Source organism: Cyclobacterium sp. 10D3-21, assembly GCF_055809755.1.
In genome coordinates this window covers 3,317,408-3,334,695 of sequence record NZ_CM147924.1, presented here as the reverse complement: position 1 = coordinate 3,334,695, position 17,288 = coordinate 3,317,408, and the positions used below count along the sequence as shown (strand labels likewise).

Annotated in this window: 14 protein-coding genes; 5 read left to right on the top strand and 9 right to left on the bottom strand. The window is 38.8% G+C overall.

What is annotated here, in order from left to right; all coding sequences use genetic code 11:
* The first annotated feature begins 9 nt into the window (after positions 1-9).
* The 3 genes from AC0L7T_RS13305 to AC0L7T_RS13295 all read left to right on the top strand — a co-directional run bounded on the left by AC0L7T_RS13305 (position 10) and on the right by AC0L7T_RS13295 (position 3,710).
* The gene (locus AC0L7T_RS13305; RefSeq protein WP_473343149.1) at positions 10-1,011 is read left to right on the top strand and encodes a hypothetical protein; all 1,002 of its coding nucleotides are present in this window, start codon (positions 10-12) and stop codon (positions 1,009-1,011) included.
* 431 nt (positions 1,012-1,442) lie between these two features.
* Positions 1,443-2,546, top strand: a complete 1,104-nt coding sequence (locus tag AC0L7T_RS13300) for a DUF2652 domain-containing protein (RefSeq protein ID WP_473343148.1) — start codon at positions 1,443-1,445, stop codon at positions 2,544-2,546.
* A gap of 456 nt (positions 2,547-3,002) precedes the next feature.
* The gene (locus tag AC0L7T_RS13295; RefSeq protein WP_473343147.1) at positions 3,003-3,710 is read left to right on the top strand and encodes an NRDE family protein; all 708 of its coding nucleotides are present in this window, start codon (positions 3,003-3,005) and stop codon (positions 3,708-3,710) included.
* A gap of 239 nt (positions 3,711-3,949) precedes the next feature.
* Here the strand turns inward: AC0L7T_RS13295 and AC0L7T_RS13290 are convergent, their stop codons facing one another.
* A complete protein-coding gene (locus AC0L7T_RS13290; protein ID WP_473343146.1) occupies positions 3,950-4,513 on the bottom strand; it encodes a YceI family protein in 564 nt (187 codons plus the stop codon).
* A 40-nt stretch (positions 4,514-4,553) separates the two neighbouring features.
* A complete protein-coding gene (locus tag AC0L7T_RS13285; protein WP_473343145.1) occupies positions 4,554-5,033 on the bottom strand; it encodes an OB-fold protein in 480 nt (159 codons plus the stop codon).
* An 80-nt stretch (positions 5,034-5,113) separates the two neighbouring features.
* On the opposite strand from AC0L7T_RS13285, the gene AC0L7T_RS13280 reads away from it, so the two are divergent.
* Entirely contained in the window at positions 5,114-5,452 is a 339-nt protein-coding gene (locus AC0L7T_RS13280) for a hypothetical protein (RefSeq protein WP_473343144.1), read from the top strand.
* A gap of 244 nt (positions 5,453-5,696) precedes the next feature.
* Here the strand turns inward: AC0L7T_RS13280 and AC0L7T_RS13275 are convergent, their stop codons facing one another.
* On the bottom strand, positions 5,697-6,989 hold the full coding sequence (locus AC0L7T_RS13275) for a hypothetical protein (RefSeq protein WP_473343143.1): 1,293 nt from the start codon (positions 6,987-6,989) through the stop codon (positions 5,697-5,699).
* A 212-nt stretch (positions 6,990-7,201) separates the two neighbouring features.
* Positions 7,202-7,978 carry a carbohydrate-binding family 9-like protein gene (locus AC0L7T_RS13270; protein WP_473343142.1) on the bottom strand — a complete coding sequence of 259 codons (777 nt, stop codon included), beginning with the start codon at positions 7,976-7,978 and terminating at the stop codon, positions 7,202-7,204.
* A gap of 577 nt (positions 7,979-8,555) precedes the next feature.
* Between AC0L7T_RS13270 and AC0L7T_RS13265 the strand changes: the two genes are divergently transcribed.
* The gene (locus tag AC0L7T_RS13265; protein ID WP_473343141.1) at positions 8,556-10,133 is read left to right on the top strand and encodes a M81 family metallopeptidase; all 1,578 of its coding nucleotides are present in this window, start codon (positions 8,556-8,558) and stop codon (positions 10,131-10,133) included.
* Between the two features lie 439 nt (positions 10,134-10,572).
* Here the strand turns inward: AC0L7T_RS13265 and ltrA are convergent, their stop codons facing one another.
* The 5 genes from ltrA to AC0L7T_RS13240 form a co-directional block, all read right to left on the bottom strand.
* On the bottom strand, positions 10,573-12,084 hold the full coding sequence (gene ltrA, locus AC0L7T_RS13260) for a group II intron reverse transcriptase/maturase (protein WP_473337647.1): 1,512 nt from the start codon (positions 12,082-12,084) through the stop codon (positions 10,573-10,575).
* A gap of 758 nt (positions 12,085-12,842) precedes the next feature.
* A complete protein-coding gene (locus AC0L7T_RS13255; RefSeq protein WP_473343140.1) occupies positions 12,843-13,982 on the bottom strand; it encodes a bile acid:sodium symporter family protein in 1,140 nt (379 codons plus the stop codon).
* A gap of 262 nt (positions 13,983-14,244) precedes the next feature.
* Complete coding sequence (locus tag AC0L7T_RS13250) at positions 14,245-15,390, bottom strand: DUF4221 family protein (RefSeq protein WP_473343139.1); 1,146 nt, start codon at positions 15,388-15,390, stop codon at positions 14,245-14,247.
* Positions 15,391-15,618: 228 nt separating this feature from the next.
* Positions 15,619-16,047, bottom strand: coding sequence for a DUF2141 domain-containing protein (locus tag AC0L7T_RS13245; protein ID WP_473343138.1), 429 nt, complete (start codon positions 16,045-16,047; stop codon positions 15,619-15,621).
* Positions 16,048-16,091: 44 nt separating this feature from the next.
* Positions 16,092-17,288: a hypothetical protein gene (locus AC0L7T_RS13240; RefSeq protein ID WP_473343137.1), complete on the bottom strand. Its 1,197-nt coding sequence runs from the start codon at positions 17,286-17,288 to the stop codon at positions 16,092-16,094.

Below are 17,288 nucleotides of genomic sequence, written 5' to 3'. Positions count from 1 at the left end.
CCAAATACCATGCGCAGATCCTATGCCATCGCAGGCCTTATAAGTATTTTAATAATGGCTGCTGGCTTTAATAAGCTAGCCAAACCTCCTCAAACGGAAATCAGTAATGGGATAGTCACAGCAAACCTCTACCTACCAGATCATGAAAATGGTTATTACCGTGCTTCTCGCTTCGATTGGTCAGGAGTAATTTCAAGCCTGGAATATAAAGGGCACCAATATTTTGGGCAGTGGTTCAAAAATTATGATCCAATGACAAATGATGCCATCATGGGGCCTGTGGAAGATTTCTCTCCTCTAGGATATGATGAAGCAGAAGAAGGTGGCGTGTTTGTTAAAATTGGGATAGGTGCCCTAAAGAAGATCAAGGAAGAAAAATACCGCTTCTCCCGTACCTATGAATTGGTAAATGGCGGGGAATGGAAGGTGAAGACGCATAAAAACCGGGTGGAGTTTTCACATGAATTAATAGATGCGGATGGCTATTCCTATCAGTATACCAAAATAGTGGAATTGGTAAAGAGTAAACCATTACTTGAAATCAGACACGAGCTGAAGAATACAGGGAAAAAAGCAATCAAAACAAGTGTCTACAACCATAATTTCTTTGTGATCGATCAGGAACTTACAGGACCAAATATCAAAACCACCTTCCCTTATGACATCCACCTAGACAATAGCGAAAAAAAGAAAGTGGTGAATTTTGATTCATTAGGAATAGTTTCCGACCGTACCATCAGCTTTAGCCGGTATTTCAAAAATGGGGAAAGCGTATATACCAGCGGTATTATGGGTTTCAGAGATTTGCCTGAAGACTATCAGTTCTCTGTAATGAACACCAAGACTGGGGCCGGAGTAAAGATCAAAGGGGACAAAGCTTTGGAGAAAATTGTTTATTGGGCCAACCCAAGGACTTACTGCGCTGAACCCTATATTAGACTTGAACTGGAGCCTGGCGAGTCCATACAATGGAAATTTGACTACAGTTTTTTTACTGAGGATATAGAGTGATGATCCTAACACCCCATTAGACTTAGAACTGATTGGTAACTACATAAACACATACAACTACCTGATATAGAAGAGATGCCAATACATTATAAATAATCATTTCCCAATCTGTATGAATTCACTTGAATGATTTGTTGATTTAAACAATACTATTTTGTCAGGAATTCCAATCCCAGCGTCCATTCTAATAAAGTATTCCCATTTACCATTAACCTAAATTCGGGGTAAGATTATGTTAAAAAAATAGGAAAAGCCATGCCTTCAATCAGCGTTTTTTTATTTACCTATTATACTTTCCATCCCAAAAATTAAGTTTATGTCTTTAAAAATTAAGTAATTTTGTGGAAGAAAATTAATTTTTCTCCTTCTTTAAATACATCTAGCCGAATTGGTAATCTCTTTCGATAATAAGTAAACCCCACATCCCCACAATGCATGCTTTTTCCCCAATAACGGATTCAAACAATGGGATTATTTTTATTCCTGATATAAGCGGGTTCACCCAATTCATCAAACAAACTGAGATCAGTCATAGTCAACACATTATCACTGAGTTATTAGAACTAATAATAAGAGAAACAGGTGAAGAATTTTCCGTTTCGGAAATAGAAGGAGATGCCGTTCTCTTTTACAATACCAATTCAACCCCTGGTTTTGAAAAACTTACCTTACTCTGTATTGCGATCTTTAAGAAATTTCATCAGCATCTAAAATATTATGCCAGAGATAGGATTTGCCAATGCGGTGCCTGTAACTCCACGGAAAATTTATCCTTAAAGTTTATATTACACGCTGGTACCATTACCAGGTATCAGGTAGGTGGCCACCAAAAACTTCTGGGAGAAGACGTAATTGTCGCCCATAGGTTTTTGAAAAACAGTATCAACCAATCAGAATACATTCTTTTCAGTGAAAATTTCATAAAAGCAGCAAAGCTAGAGGAGCATCAATTGAAGACACTCAGCATGAGTGAAGAAAAACTGGAAGGCTTGATTAAAACGGTTTTTTATTACCGGACACTTCGTTCCTTTAAAGAAAATATCGAAGAGCCGCCACCAAGAAATTCCATTGCCTTTCCCCAAATAAAAACTGGCAGGATGGTGGAAATACTCGCCCACCCTAAAGAGCTACTGCTAATGCTAGCAGAACCTGAACATCGGATTAAATGGATGAAAAGCTTAAAAAAAATCACTTTAAGGGATCAAAAGATTAACCGGATTCTATCCTCGCATGAATGTTTGCTTGGGGCAAATCAACTTGAAATTTCCATAGAGGATGTGATTTCAAACGACTTGGGCATCAAATTTTTTGAACGGGCGAGGATGAAGCGCCCTCAGATTGATTTCATCATCCTTTACCATTTGGAAAAAAAGGACGATAAAACAACACGTATAGGCATTGGAAATTATTTTTTCAAATCAAGACATTGGGCAATAAACCTATTTTTACTTCCTGTTTTTTCGATTATGTTTAGGTTTTTAAACCAAATCAATCTTAGAAGGCTTAAAAAATATGTTGAAAAAGAGTTGAAATAAAAAATTAATAGTCGAATCAAAAACGCTTTTAATCTTCTTTTTACTTTAAATACTGAATTGACAATAGTCTTCCTATTATCCACTGAAATGACTTCAAATTCAATCACTAAAATGCCGCTTCCTTATTCGGTGTCAACCACATGCATAAAACCCTATAAGCTACATTTTAACCAGGAAATAGTTTAAAAATATTTCCTTAATTACCTCTAATGCTATTATACTCAATGGCTGCTTTTACCAGGCTATGGGAGGTTTGGTGGATTAAATCCAGACAAGATGAATTTTCAGGGATACTTTTTTCTCAAATCAGGAGATTACCAAAGCCTAAATCCTTCTCTTATAAACACTCAAAACTTCACATTTAAATAAAAAAACAATTTTTTTTGTCAGGAAACGAAATAACCGTCGTCTAATAAAGGTTAAAGAATTAGCAATAAGCAAAACCGTATTCAACAAATGTCTACATTAACCTATATTCCCCTGGCTGATGGCTATTTACTGACTTCGAGCAGGGATGAATTTATTAATAGAGAAACCCTTCCACCAATGGCTTACCCCCATGCTGATAAAAAAATCACCTATCCAAAGGATGTACTTTCTGGTGGGACCTGGATCGCCGGATGCAATAATGAAGCTGTTGCTTGTTTGTTAAATGGGGCTTTTGAAAAGCCCCAAAAAAAGCCTACACAGGTAATAAGCCAAGGGAAGATGGTAATAGAATCCCTGGAATACGATGATTTTAATGTATTCATTGAAAATTTCGATTTTAACCAAGTGGAGCCTTTTACACTCTTGATGATAAAGGATCGATTGTTTTTTGAACTAATATGGAACGGGGAATCCACTTTCTTAAACAAACTGGACAAAGACAAACCGAAAATTTGGTCATCACCCACCTTGTATACTACGGAACAACGAATAGTAAGGGAAAAATGGTTTTTCCAATGGCTTATTGGCAATTCCGGCCTATCGGGTTTTGACATGATAGGATTTCATAATAAACAGCATGGTGAAGACAAGACCTTCGATATTTTAATGCGTAGGCCTAATGGCATGCAAACGGTTAGCATTACCCAAATTCATAACACAAGATTTAATCCCTCGATGATCCATGTTGATTTAAAAACAAATGAAACCTATGGACCTATTTTTTTCACAGTGTAACCTGAATGCTGAACCTGTTAAAATGGTAAAGATGTGAATTAAGGTTGTGATCTCGTCATAATTCCGATTTTTTCATAGCAAAAAAAAATTACCTGACATTGCAAAATGTAGGTAGCTAAAAGTAAGAAGCAAGATTAGTTTTATATAACCTGTATTTTCTCAAAAAACATTCTGAAAGGAAAAAAGTGCAGGGCCCATCACTGCGCCCTTGCACTTAATCAATCCATCAACAACCTATTTTAATTGTCGTACTCACCTTTAAAAGTGATTTCAATGGTTTTTGCAATATTGGAAGCAGGTTTCCCTTTTTCAAAAGTAATACCATAATCAGCAAGCGTGATTTCAAAGGTACTTTCTGCAGAGACTTTGCCACCACTTACAGTGATTGTTCCTTTTTCATCGACATCTTTCGTCTCTCCTTTGATTGTCATCTTACCCTTAACGGATGCCTCATAGGTACCGTCTTTGGCAAAATTTACATCTCCAAAATTCGTGATTTTACCAACAAATTTGGATTTAGGAAAAGACTTTGTATCCAAAAAGTTTTTGCTATTGTAATGCTTTTGCATTAGGGCTTTTTCGAATTCAAAACTTTGCATGGGCACTGAGAATACTATGTCTCCAGTTGATGTATCAAGCGTACTGGTAGCTTTGTAATTATCAGCAGTGATGTCTTCAACAGGTGTAGAAGAAAAAAAGCTGATATGGGTTTTTTGACTGATAAGCTTTTCTACAGGAGAAACAAATGCAGCTGTGATAAGCATAACAAATGGAAGGGCTAAAACAATTGATCTAATTTTCATAATTTTTAAATTTTGTATGGGTTAATTTTGTATTGATTAATTATATATTGGTGACCAGGTCACACTTTTCCATGATTACATTTTCGTACATTTCCAGGTCGGCATCATAATTGGCTCCTGAACGGATGACACCCTTTACTTTTATTTTTTGGCCTACTTTTATGGATTGACTTAAATCTTCTTGTCTCGATAAAAAAGTACAACTTACACCAGCAACTTCATCTTGGGCTTTTAGCAGAATGACCGTCTGTTCGTTAAAATCCTTGCTGATTTTCGACACTTCTCCCTCTACCTCCAGGATTTTAGATTCCCCGGATTCATCAAGGTATTTGTCATATGCTGTTTCTCCATTGGATAGAAACTCATCCACCAACTCCTTTGAAGAAATACCAAAATCGGTTTGTGCAGATTGAACATCCCTATGAGGCATGTTTAAAAGATAGGTTACTATCCCGAGACCAATGACTGCGGTTACCGCAAGGACTATGAGTAAAGGCATAAGCCATTTGTATTTTTTCATGGTTATTGATTTTGATTTCGCCTGATTAGTCGTAGCCCTCTGTCCTTCCTGACCGAAATGAGCCATTTATTTGAAAAAAAATGGAAACCTTCAACCAAATAAAACCAATCGTAAGAAAAAAATCTTGTGCCCCATGGCTGGATTATAGCATAGTAAATAGAGAGGTATTGAGGACCATCAACCCTCATTTTTACATTCCTAAGTATTTGAATTCTATGAAGTACCATCTAGGAAAAGAGGCATTGGATAACATGGGGAATTTCGTCCAGTTATTATGGTTATTGGAAAAAATCGCCACATTGGAAAGCACTAATGAAAGGTTTTATATGACCCACTTTTCTTTTAAGGCAATTGAAAAAATCAAGACTCAGGGGGTACTTGCACAGAACTGGTCCAGCAATTTAATAATCTGGTTTTAGTCACTTGGGCCAATACCATTACAGGAAATGATTGCCTTCTTTAAAAAATTGTATATCGATAACCATTCGCTCTCACCCCCCTTGAGCCAAGAAGGACTATTGACCACCTATTCAAGGGGAACTACCCAAACCTTTTAATAGAAAAAATCCACGAGTGCTCACCCGTGGATTTTTTATTAAAGCAATTAAAGTAAACAGAACGATATCCATTCACCAGGAATATTCATCTCTCTATAGGATTCACTTAATCGATTCTTTTCCCATTTTCATCCCATCCGGTTTTACAAAAATGAGAAGCATTTGGCGTTATATAGCTTACCTTAGCTAGTTCCGGAGTTTTAAGCTTTTTGTGCCCTAGAATTCTTGACTCTAAAGCAAAATCCAATATTCCACTGCTGAGCATGGTTCGCTCAACAGGATAAGGAGCCTCCCCTGTTTCAAATAATATCTCAATGTTTTTAACCAGACATCCAAAGTGATGGTGCGGTTTGCCTTGTAATCGCATAAGGGTAGAATAGGGCTTGGATGTATTCTCCAACTCAACGGCTACAGTAAAATCCTGTACCAAACCTGTCAATAGGAAAGCAGCAACTTTTAACCCATCCTTATAATCCACTACAAAAAGAGCAGGGGATTTCACCAATTCTTTCATGTCACCTTCTACCTTGGTGAGACTATGTGAAATTGCCTCCTTAAACAGTCTGTTGGCCCATTCATTCTGATCCAAAAACTGCCAGCAGTCCTCTCCTTCCAGACATTGAACAGCTTTCACACCCGTTTCTCCTCCTTTTCTCCTCTCTACTACCGACTGAAGTGAATCCAGCAAATGAAAGCCATAAATATCCAAACCACTATAGGAAATCCCTACAGCATATTTTTGGGCTTCTCCGTAAGGCGTATCAATCGCCGGAATGCGCCATGCTACGGGAACAGAAGAACCTGCCAACATCGGGAAGTCAAGTTCCTTTGAAATTTCCACCATACGTTTGGCCTGCCTCCAACTGTACGAAAGATGCTTGTCATTGAAGACGGGGACTGATTTCTTCGTTTCTCTAAAAACATCCGTAATTTTCAAAAACATTTCAAATCGTGGATATTGCTTTTGCTCCTTGTCATTCATTCGGTAAACCCCGTGTTCTCCTATAAGCAAAACCGCATCTACCGCCAGTTTGTCTCCACCCAATGTAAGTGCATCGGCCACGGTTCGAAAAATGGGAATATCATATTTCTTGGCCATGTCACGGCTCATATCTGTATCAGGAACCTGCTCGGTAAACATGGAAACGATTTTCGACCGCGGATAAGGCGCCATACCGTCTTGATTGTACCCTTCCAGGTACTTACCAACAATCACATCCGCATGTGAATTGGGTCGGTATTCTGTGAGAATAGCAGCTATTCTTTTGGGTTTTCCCTGGAAAAACTTATCGACATCAACCATGATGTTTTCCTTTGCTTCTGCAGGAGTGATGGAAAGTATTTGCCCAGGCAATATGGGCGTTAAGGCGAGATATCTGAGAAGGTCACGACGTTTCATTTTGTGTTTTTATGTTATGTTAATGGTTTTATTTAAATCGTAGATCCCTTTTCCAACCCTAAGAAGAAGTTCATTTTCTTAACTTTGATGGCTAAGACTACTCTTTAATTCCGAATCCAATCCATCCAGACAGGTGGAAACAAAGAAGCAGGGCGTAGAGGTAATCTTTTCATTTGTTGAAAATTCAATTCTTGGGAGAATAGGTTTCTAGATTATTGAAATTTTAAGGTGCCAAAAAACTGTGGCAAATGAAAGTTTGGTTTTGGGTTGTCAACATAGGACCATGTCAGGAAATTTGGATTGCTGGTTCTGCTACCTGTCTTGTAAAAGTTGGCTTTCCAAATCGTACCACTTTCAGGCTGGGTAATTTTCGAATGATTTTTCAACATAGAAAGAGGTATCCGATACTCAATGGTCCAGGTCGTCGGCTCAGTAATTTCCGGGTCCACTACTTTAGGCAATGAATGGGCAATTTCTATCTGATCAATGTCTTCCTTTCCTAATTTTGTAAATTTATCCCAAGGTTTGGCCACATAAAAAATCAGCGGCGTACCTCCAGCATTGATTTCAAGATTGAAATAACTCAATGGCAAGTCCGTATCAGGCGAAAAGAAGAATTCCACACATGAATCTCCGGAAACATTTCCATTGTATTCCTGGACGACAGATCTGACATATCGGTCTTCCACCTTAAAAATCCCATAGATATTTTCATCATCATACATCAATTTTGCCTGAACTTTTGGAAGAAACTTTGGTTCAGTTCCCATATTGTAATCAAGCGTGACCGGCTTAATTTTCTTCCATTGAGCCTTGTCCCAATTTGCATCTATAGGCATTGAGCCCTTTTTCAGTTTTTTAACCAAATACTCTGCTTTTTCTTTGATTGGGGTTAACTCGCTCTTTACAGGATCTTTCGTTATCTTATTTTGATAACTGTAGAATAACGGTAAGGTTAACAATGATAAAGATAAAACTATTGCTTTCATGAAATTAATGGTTGGTGCTAAATTTAGGTAAGTAACTTTGGCTTATACAAAAAATAAATTTTTGCAAGCCAACCTCTCTGGACTTCAAAGAAAATAGTTGTCAAAACAGGTATTAGTGCCTGAATATATGTAAAAGTTCAAAAAGTTGGCTACAAAGTAAGTATCTTTTTGAGTTTTTATTATATCTATGGTTATTATGGGGTGAAAAAATTTGTAAGGGTAGCAAACTCCCTTCTTTGGTAGATAGATTGAGTGGGAAAAAGCGAGACGACCAAGGTATATAATTTTTAAAAAACTAATTAGCTTTAATACCTTTTGTAAATACAATAATCACTTAAAAAAACTGAGATTCGCTCAAAATAAATAATTACAATCACAAAAACTTAAAATATAAATCCGGAATGTCTGGACTCCAATTACTAAATTTATAAGAAATTGATAACATTGAACCCTTTAAACATATCCCTTAAAAACATTGAATTTTAAGGAAATAAACGGTATTATTGATGAATTTACTTTAAAACAACCACCTTTTTAAGTCATTTAATAAATGACTTAAATCTTATAAAAAACCAAAATGAAAAAATCCACAATTCTGAGAATTACTATTGTTTTACCGCTCGTTCTGTTTTCCTTCTTGACTACTTTTGCTCAGAAAAAGCCCATAATCGGCGTAGCTGGAATTGCACATGAATCAAATTCTTTCAGCAGTCAACCTACGACACTGGACCTATTTGATTTTCAATTAGGAGAAACGCAAAAAGAATTGGCCAAAAAATTCTTTTCTTATGCCAATTCCCAAACCATAAGCTCAGGTTATATTGAAGGAGCAAAACGTTTTGGATTGGAGCTTTATCCTACCGTAGTGACCAGGGCCAGACCCATGGGCCCGCTTACTGACAATGCCTTCGATACCATAATGGGCGAAATAATTAAACAGTTAAAAGCAGGACCAAAGCTAGACGGTATATTGCTGAACCTTCACGGCGCAATGGTAGTGGAAAGTTACCCCAGTGGTGACGAAGAAATAGTAAGAAGGGTGCGAGAAGCATTTGGACCTAAAATGCCAATCATTGTTACCCATGATTTTCATGCCAATGTTACACCAGAAATGGTTAAGTTATCAAATGTCCTGATCACCTTTAAGGAAAACCCTCATCTTGATACTTTTGACCGGGGACTACAAGCGGCAAAAATAATGGCTGAAATGGTCAAAGAAGGTATCAAGCCAACCCAGGCTATTGTGAAGCCACCTATGGTTTATAATATTGTATATCAAAGTACTTTTTCAGACCCATTACTTCCCATCACCACAGAAAGTAAAAAACTGGAAGAAAATGAAAAAGTACTTGCAGTAAGTGTTTCTGGAGGCTATCAATATGCAGATGTGCCATGGATGGGCCCTTCAGTGATTGTAGTTACTGATAATGACCCGGAACTTGCGCAAAAGGAAGCGCAAAGACTCTCGGATATGCTGTGGGATTCCCGTGATAAAACAATCCTTGATAGTCCTCAGCCAGCAGAAGCTGTAAAAATGGCAATGGAACATGATGGTCGACCCGTTGTCTTGATTGATATGGGTGACAATATCGGTGGTGGATCCACAGGTGACAGTTCCTTTTTATTGGAAGAATTGATCAAGCAGGGAGCCCAGGGATGGGTGATGGTAATTGCTGACCCAGAAGCTTATAAGATCGCTGAGAATGCAGGTGTTGGAAATGATTTTGATTTTGAGGTAGGCGGAAAAACAGATGATATGCATGGAAAACCTGTTAGGGTTAAAGGCCAGGTTCGTTCTTTAAATGTGGGACGTTATCTTGAGACAGAAGTTCGCCATGGAGGTGGTCGTTACTGGAACATGGGGCATACAGCGGTTATTCAAGTAGAAGGTTCCACTTTGGATGAACCTAATCTATTACTATTGACTACTTTGGCATCCAGCCCAAACAGTGCACACCAACTTATCTCTAATGGCGTTTATGTTGAAAGACAGAAAATAATTGTGGCCAAAGGAAACATTGCTCCAAGAGCTGCATATGAACCATTTGCTTCCTTATTGATTCAAGTTGACAGTCCAGGTTCTACCGCTGTTAATCCAACATGGTTTACTTTCAAGCGTGCCCGAAAAGGAATGTTCGGAATGGGGGATTACTAATTGGTTTTTATTAAACAATAAATGTTTGGTTGCCAACTGCAAATAATCCTAGACAGTTGAAGATTATATTTGACGCCCTCCTGGCCGTGCTATGGAGGGCGTTTTCATTTACCAGAGTGCTAATGTCAATCCTCTTCTTGGGAAGAGTCAGGAAATCCTATTGCCTGGTTCTAAGTAATTCTATTAGTACTTACCTCACATGAAGGTGAATCCCTACTCATGATAGTTACCTAATGTTGTTTATCAATACCTTCCTACCTGGGTAAATTGGTTATTAAATTGATTGTTCAACCCTTTTCAGGGTTGCGGAAAAATAGTGCGTTAAGGTCCGTGAGTTGACACTCACGGTTAATCGGGATGGGTGGGCGGTATTCTACCGCCGTCCCCCCCACACCACCAGGCATACGCTTTAACGTACCATGGCGGTTTCTTCTAAAGGTTAACCCTTCTGTACAGCGACCAAAGACCTAAGACCGATGCCTGCGAACCATGCCAGGCCCATGCCCTTTCGTACATATGGTAGGTTGGCCATAGGCCACCAACCATAGAATCTCACGGCGTTCCACGATTGACCCTCTGCTAATCCAAGAGACCTTAGAAAACGGTAGGTTGCGTATTTCCGCCCGTGTTGTTTTAGTGCATAACATCTGAGTCGGTTGCGTATCCATCCGTCCATTTCTCTTAATGAACTCAGCCATGTGTTGCATTTACGGTAGTAGATTGCCCAGCCTTGGATGATCAGGTTAAGTTCTTTTATAAGCCTCTTAAGCGGTATCGCCCGATTGCGCTTTGTAACTTCCCTGATCTTTACCTTGAACCTCAAGATACTTTTATCCGCTATCCGGATTTTGCCATCTCCCATGATCGTATGACCTAAGAATTTGACTTTATCACATCTGCGGACTCCGCTTTTCTCTAGGTTCACTTTTAGCTTGAGCTTCTTTTCGATATAGGTCGTGATGGATTCCAGCACTCTGTGGGCCGATCTTTCACTTCCCACAAAGATATTACAGTCGTCCGCATATCGTACAAAGCTCAGACCCCTTACTTCTAGCTCCTTATCCAGCTCGTCTAAAACTATGTTGGACAGCAGCGGCGATAGTGGGCCTCCTTGTGGCGTTCCCGCTATTCGTTGTGTCTCCACCCCGCCTTGCATGAGTCCGGCACGAAGGAATTGGTGGATTAACTTCAATAGTTTCTTGTCCGAGATACTATTCCTGAGCCGATTCATTAATCGGTCATGGTTGATTTCATCGAAGAAACTTTTCAAGTCTATGTCCACTACCCATATCTTGCCTTCCTTTACACATTCGCTCGCACGCTCTATTGCCTGATGGGCTGATCGGCCCGGACGAAAGCCATAGCTGTTTTCACTGAAGAAGGGGTCGAATACCATTTGCAGTTCTGTCTGTATACTTTGCTGTACTAACCGGTCTGCTACGGTCGGTATACCCAATAAGCGTGTACCACCGTTCGGTTTCTCTATCTCTACTCCCCTTACCGCATTTGGCTCATAGGTTACAGCCTTGAGTTGGATTTGTAGTCGTTTAATATTCGCTAATAACTCACGCTCGTATTCTCCAACCGTTGTTCCATCTATCCCGGCTGTCCCATTGTTGCTTTTCACTCTTCGGAATGCTTGGAGTAACTGCAACTGATCTGATATTTTGTCTACTGTGTTGCTGGTCAAGGTTCGCTGTTCTTCCAGTCGAGAAATTAACGCTATCTTCTGCTCTTTCCGAGAGGTTCCTCCTCTTTTCTTGGTCACAGAATCCTGTTCCTTGGCAAACAGATCTCCCTGTATGCCATGTTTGCATTCTTTCGATAGTTTGTTCTTTTTACTCACTTTAAGTTCACTTCCTTGTTTAGAAAATTCAGGCCTTCTCCTGACTTTTATCGTCAGGATACTATGCCCTCTGCTGACTTCTGTTGACTTGGATTCCTTCAGCACTCGCACGTACCTCCGGCAATTGCCCTAGTCACAGACCTCCCGGGGTAAGACTTTCTACTTTCATCCGATGCGGCTGAATTTACCAATAGATCCTTTGTCTGACTATTGGGATTAGACGCTGCAAAGTGCGCTTCCCCAAATCTATTGGCCTACTATTCAGTTTCTGTTCGTCCACATCTGGAGTTTGCCGCCGCCTTCCTTCAGATTTCCGGTCGCCCGGAACACCCTTGGCTTTAGCTATGGGGTTCCCGTCAGAGGGCCCCCTAGGGACATGCTCTCTCCATTGAGATTGCTCACCCTTGAGTAGAATGCCATGCCCGGCACACTTATTGTTCAGGCCCTTTAGGCCTGGCTTTTATATTTGATAGAAGCCACTTTTATACCCTGAGCTTTCAACCATATTAACAAGGGTTTGAAGGAAAGTAAAATAAAAATCACTGTTTCTATACCTAAAGACAGAACATATTTTTTGTATTTTTCTTAAGTTGTACTTTGGAATTAGTTTAAAAAAATAGAGAACATATCCTTGAAGATAAAAGGCTACAACTTCCATAACATTCTCTGATAAATAGTGTAAAGAAATAAAATCTTAATCAAAGTAACGGCTTACTAATTGATTGTTCAACCCTTTTCAGGGTTGGAAAAAAATTGACTTGTTTGCCGCCGTGAGTTGACACTCACGGTTAATATTGTTCAGGCCCATTAGGTCTGGGTTTTATACTAGAAACCGACCACTATGAAATTCGGGAAATCAGGCTTTATTTTTCAATTTCCTTTAATGGTTGAGGGCCACCAGTAAGTTCTGCTGCATCCTTTTCTCCCGTGGGTGCTGTCCGCCACCAGTTGGCGAGGAAAGAGCCGGATATGTCCATCCAGGTGCCAAAGATCGCGGGGAATAACCCCAGTGTAGCAGCCTTTCCCAGCTCCGATGCAATGCCTGCTGCCATGCCTCCATTCTGCATTCCTACTTCTATAGCAATGGTACGACTGTCCACTTTGTTCATCTTGAAGAGACGACAACCCCAATAGCCCAAAACATAGCCACTTGCGTTGTGTATGATGGCTGCCAGCAACAGTAAAAGACCAATCTCCAAAAGGCTGTCACGCCCTGCAGCTACAATTACAGCAATAATTACTACGTTCGCTGCCATGGCAATATAGGGCATGGCAATATTAAGCCATACTGCCCTCCCCTTGAAAATCTTATTGAAAACCATCCCTGCAATTATAGGTACAAATATCATCTTGATTATGCTCACCATCATCTGGAAAGAGTCAATCGGAATAAACTGACCTGCCAAAAGCTTCATTAACAGGGGTGTTAAAAAAGGTGCCAAAATAGTAGTAAAAGCAGTTAAAGTAATGGACAAAGCCAGGTTTCCCTTGGCCAGGAAGGTGATAATGTTGGAAGATACGCCACTAGGTGAGGAACCTATAAGAACGATTCCAGCTGCAATCTCTGGTGGAAATTCCATCAATACAGCCAAGGTTATCGCAAGGATGGGCATAATGGTAAACTGGGAAACCAATCCGACAATTACTCCTTTTGGCATCTTTAATACCCCTTGGAAATCTTTAATGCCCATGGTGGTTCCCATTCCAAACATAATGAGCTGTATCAATGGGACAATAAAGTTATCTGTTTTATAGCCAGCAACCTCTGTTATGTAACTTGGGAAAGTCATGCTTATGGCTACAGCTGCAATTACCCAAACGGTAAATGAAAAACCTTTTAACCTATCGTAACCTTGCATGCCTATAAGCAAAAAAGCAAAGAAAAACAGCACCAATTGAGAAGCTTCCTTTTGGTAAGTCAATAAAAGCATGCCAACTATACCTACTAAAGATAATCCTGCTAAAGCAAGAGAGGAGCTAAATATCGTTTGCCTTTTATTCATGTTTCTTTTCGTAAATGCTTTCTGATTTGATTTGTAATTAACCACAACTCTGTAGTCGGTCCATCAAGGTTAGGTGAACTTCCCTGATTTGCCAGCCAAAATGGCTGTCTGGTAAATATAGAAGGGATTTTATTAAGTAGGGGCAACTTATTCCCCTTTTACCTCAAAAAATGTCTTTAATTTTGCTAAAAAATCTATGATGGTATTTAGCCTTTGTAGAAAACAAAGTAAAAATTGGTTTTGACGCTATTGCAAGCGCCAACTACAAATCAATATTGAGTCGGACGAAACCCATTTCGTCATCAATATTCTCAAAAATCCAAATCTTTCCGTCCTTTACAAAATAACTTGAAGGAACTTTATCCAACATGGGTATCAATGATTCATTAATTTGATCTAAATTTTTATCATATAAGGTCAGAAATACCTTGAATTTGCCGGGTGTTAGGTCATGGTTTGGCTTATCAGAATCCGGAATATATTGCCCAAGGAAGGAAAACCGGTAATACAATTCTTTATCGTCATCCCAGAACGGGGCTCCATAGGAAATCTCCTCATTGATTGTTCGATAAACAGCATCCATCTGTTCCTCAGAACTTACTTCATTTTGGTATTTACCGGACTTTTCAGGAGGCATGATTTCACTTTCGTATGCGTGATAGTGCAAGGTATCTACTAACCTGTCCAAAACATATAACTCATTACTAACTCCTGTACCCACTATAACTTTACTCCCTTCAGTAACCAAAAAAATTGCAGGAGATACAGATTTGATAGCCGGCCCATCCCTGAAGGTTACCTTAAACGGTCTTATTCGATCCATTAGTGGCAATGGAGTCCGGTTAATATGATTAGACCCTATATCAATTTTTGCCAGTTCATATTTATCTCTGTCAAAAGCAGTGATAAGCCCATAAAAAACCTCGCCATTATTTGAAAAACATTTTATACTACTCAATTGTTCACGTGGAGAAACCTGGGTCGATGGATCTCCATATTCATTTAAGGGAAGGTCCATAAGTTTTTTACCCTCCAGTGAAAAAACCCCTCCTACCCCATTGTAACTTCCAAAATACACGCTTTCTGAGTTTATGCGTAGAACTGTACTTACATTATTTCCAACTCCATTTGGACCTTCCTTTTCAAAGGGAAATTTTTCTACTAATATCAAATTATCTAAATCAATTTTTTCAAGCGTATAATCAAACAAATTGAAATTGAACAAATACCGGTGATCATTGGAAAGAAAGGACGGACGAAGGTTCCAGTTCAGATAGAGGATTTCGCCAGTTGGGTTTACCAAGACGGTATCTAGTGAAAACGACATAGTGCTTTCATTGCTATTCTCTGATTGCTTATTGATTCCACAGGACACAAAAAAAGTCAAAATAAATAGGCCATATTTCATATACATCATTTTAATTAGACTAAATAATAAGTAAATTTTCAGAGAAATATAAATTATTTAACGTTTATAAATGATAAATGAACTAAAATCACCAGTTTTATTAAGCATTGGTTATTAGCTTTAACTAAGAATCAATAAATCTTTCGATTACTTACAGTTCTTCAATAAGCTTACTTGAGTATTTTAAGAAAGCAGATTTTACTTTCCAAGCAAAAAAAATTGCCCTTATCAATAGCAGACATTAACAGTGATATCCTGGGTTCCTGAATTTAATTGTATGTAATGCAATTCCGGCATAGGATTTTTTGTCTTACAGTTAAATTCTCCTGAAAAACCATACCCCTCTTTAGGAGATCCAAAAAAGCTGTAATCCATTTTTCCATTTTTATTGCTATCATGGAATACGGCTATCATGTACTCGCCAGGTTCCAATTCAGGCAGATTAACATAAGGAGCTTTTTCCAAAGTTACCTGTAGCTTTACAACAGGCTCCAATTCCGTCAACATATCAATAGGTTGTTTTTTAAACACCTGAATCCGAACATCCCCGCCCAATTCAAAATCCAAATTACCTACCCTTAAATTGGTATGGTTCAGGATTGGGGAAGTAAAAGAGCAAATTAATAAGCTATATAAAAAGGCAAAAGCTATTTTCATTTTTGAACGATTAGAAGTAAAATTTTATAAGACCATTTCACGAATTATTTATAGCCTTTCTTTTGAAACCAGATATCAGCAAGATTAATATTTAATGTGATCCCATGAGTAGTCTCCCTGGACAAAAGTGAGGTACTTCCCTGTTTTTCATATTGATAGGACAAAGTTAACCTGGTAAGATTTTGTATGGGAAAGCCTATTCCCGCTGAAAATCCCCAACGACTCACAGGTGTATTTTGAAATAAATAATTACCAGTATCATAATAAAGACCTGCTGAATAATTCAATTGCTTCGGAAAACTATAACCATAAAAATCCGGCACATATTCAGCCCCGAGACTTACTTGCTGTGCAGGGGTATAGTTCTCCCATGAATCTGGGAAATATTTATAGGTATAATCTGCGGCAAGTATCCAATTCTTGGTTTGGTAAGAAATCCCTGCCTTGGCAGATTGGAAGAAATCCATTCCCTCCATTTCTCCACTTGATTCAAAAAGAAGTGAATCTGAATCAAGGAGCTGAACTTCCTCAGAAAGTTGTTCACTGACACTTGCAGGGGCATTATAAGTCAATCCCAGTATTAGTTTTTTGTCTTTGTTTTTATAAGCAATGTATTGCATACCAAGGTCTACTCCCACTCCGCTATAATTATTCTTTAAATTCAGCTGAAAGCTGTCTACTGATCCGTAGACATCGGATTGGACTTCATATAAATTTGTATTATTGATATGCCCAAATAGGTAATAGGGTCTTACACCCAGCGACAATCTGGGGTGAAGGGAATAGGCATAATTCAGAAATACCTTGCTTATGTCACCATAATTTTTGGTGTATTTAGAATAAGGATCTGCCGATCCTACAAAATAAGTGGTTTCCAGAAAACTATTGTCCACACTACTAATGGGCATCAGTCCAAAGGTAAAGGCTGATGATTTGGATACTTTTAACCAAAAAGCTACATGGGACAAGTTGGTCCTATTGATGTCAATATTTTCTTCAGAGGTAGCGATGTTCATCATCTGGTATTTGACATCCGCATCAATCATGAAATTATAGGCGCCAAGAATTCCTACGCTTGAAGCTGGATTGATGTGGTTGAGGAAATAGGGTGATTGAACAGCAACACCTGTTCCACCGAGTCGGGTTGAATACCCCACATTGTCATTATTGATCAATCCTATACCATAGGAAGAATATAAGGAACCGTCTCCCCGTTGTGCTAGCAATGTTCCTGTTAGCAT